Source organism: Bacillus sp. 05T22, from assembly GCF_056396765.1.
In genome coordinates this window covers 2501-4605 of sequence record NZ_JBFTMC010000211.1, presented here as the reverse complement: position 1 = coordinate 4605, position 2105 = coordinate 2501, and the positions used below count along the sequence as shown (strand labels likewise).

The following is a 2105-nucleotide window of genomic DNA, read 5'->3' as shown; positions in this document are numbered from 1 at the left end:
ACGGGATCGAACCGCCGACCCCCTGCTTGTAAGGCAGGTGCTCTCCCAGCTGAGCTAATCCTCCAAAAGTGGTGACCCGTACGGGATTCGAACCCGTGTTACCGCCGTGAAAGGGCGGTGTCTTAACCACTTGACCAACGGGCCAAAAAGTTTTAATACCGTTCGCAAGCTTCCAACCGGGCTTGAACCGGTGACCTCTTCCTTACCATGGAAGTGCTCTACCAGCTGAGCTATGGAAGCATAATGGCTCCGCAGGTAGGACTCGAACCTACGACCGATCGGTTAACAGCCGATAGCTCTACCACTGAGCTACTGCGGAATAATATTGCCTGGCAACGTCCTACTCTCACAGGGACAAGGTCCCAACTACCATCGGCGCTAGAGAGCTTAACTTCCGTGTTCGGTATGGGTTGCTTCATATTATATGGTTAAGTCCTCGATCTATTAGTATTCGTCAGCTCCACATGTCACCATGCTTCCACCTCGAACCTATCAACCTGATCATCTTTCAGGGATCTTACTAGCTTACGCTATGGGAAATCTCATCTTGAGGGGGGCTTCATGCTTAGATGCTTTCAGCACTTATCCCTTCCGCACATAGCTACCCAGCTATGCCCTTGGCAGAACAACTGGTACACCAGCGGTGCGTCCATCCCGGTCCTCTCGTACTAAGGACAGCTCCTCTCAAATTTCCTACGCCCACGACGGATAGGGACCGAACTGTCTCACGACGTTCTGAACCCAGCTCGCGTACCGCTTTAATGGGCGAACAGCCCAACCCTTGGGACCGACTACAGCCCCAGGATGCGATGAGCCGACATCGAGGTGCCAAACCTCCCCGTCGATGTGGACTCTTGGGGGAGATAAGCCTGTTATCCCCGGGGTAGCTTTTATCCGTTGAGCGATGGCCCTTCCATGCGGAACCACCGGATCACTAAGCCCGACTTTCGTCCCTGCTCGACTTGTAGGTCTCGCAGTCAAGCTCCCTTATGCCTTTGCACTCTACGAATGATTTCCAACCATTCTGAGGGAACCTTTGGGCGCCTCCGTTACACTTTAGGAGGCGACCGCCCCAGTCAAACTGCCCACCTGACACTGTCTCCCGGGTCGATAAGACCCGTAGGTTAGAATTTCAATACAGTCAGGGCGGTATCCCACCAGCGCCTCCACCGAAGCTAGCGCTCCGGCTTCAAAGGCTCCCGCCTATCCTGTACAAACTGTACCAAAATTCAATATCAGGCTACAGTAAAGCTCCACGGGGTCTTTCCGTCCTGTCGCGGGTAACCTGCATCTTCACAGGTACTATAATTTCACCGAGTCTCTGGTTGAGACAGTGCCCAAATCGTTACACCTTTCGTGCGGGTCGGAACTTACCCGACAAGGAATTTCGCTACCTTAGGACCGTTATAGTTACGGCCGCCGTTTACTGGGGCTTCAGTTCAGAGCTTCGCTTACGCTAACCCCTCTCCTTAACCTTCCAGCACCGGGCAGGTGTCAGCCCCTATACTTCGCCTTACGGCTTCGCAGAGACCTGTGTTTTTGCTAAACAGTCGCTTGGGCCTATTCACTGCGGCTTTCCGTTAAGAAAGCACCCCTTCTCCCGAAGTTACGGGGTCATTTTGCCGAGTTCCTTAACCAGAGTTCTCTCGCACACCTTAGGATTCTCTCCTCGCCTACCTGTGTCGGTTTGCGGTACAGGCACCTTTTATCTCGCTAGAAGCTTTTCTTGGCAGCGGGGAATCAAAGACTTCGCTCCATAAGGAGCTTCCCCATCACAGCTCAGCCTTCACGATAAGCGGATTTGCCTACTTATCAGCCTAACTGCTTGGACGTGCACAACCAATCGCACGCTTCTTCTATCCTTCTGCGTCCCTCCATTGCTCAAACGATAAAGAGGTGGTACAGGAATATCAACCTGTTGTCCATCGCCTACGCCTGTCGGCCTCGGCTTAGGTCCTGACTAACCCTGAGCGGACGAGCCTTCCTCAGGAAACCTTAGGCATTCGGTGGACGGGATTCTCACCCGTCTTTCGCTACTCATACCGGCATTCTCACTTCTAAGCGCTCCACCAGTCCTTACGGTCTGACTTCACTGCCCTTAGAAC

The 2105-nt window shown here is 53.3% G+C and carries 3 tRNA genes and 1 other annotated feature (1 of these 4 cut by a window edge); all 3 genes read right to left on the bottom strand.

Annotated elements, in window-relative coordinates:
* Window positions 1–69: 69 nt before the first annotated feature.
* Window positions 70–144, bottom strand: a tRNA-Glu gene (locus tag AC1DIT_RS27770).
* A gap of 23 nt (window positions 145–167) precedes the next feature.
* Window positions 168–240: transfer RNA gene (locus AC1DIT_RS27765), tRNA-Thr, on the bottom strand.
* 4 nt (window positions 241–244) lie between these two features.
* Window positions 245–319: transfer RNA gene (locus AC1DIT_RS27760), tRNA-Asn, on the bottom strand.
* A gap of 105 nt (window positions 320–424) precedes the next feature.
* Window positions 425–2105 (bottom strand) — a sequence feature (most likely nonfunctional fraction of RNA operon); it runs 2500 nt beyond the window's last position.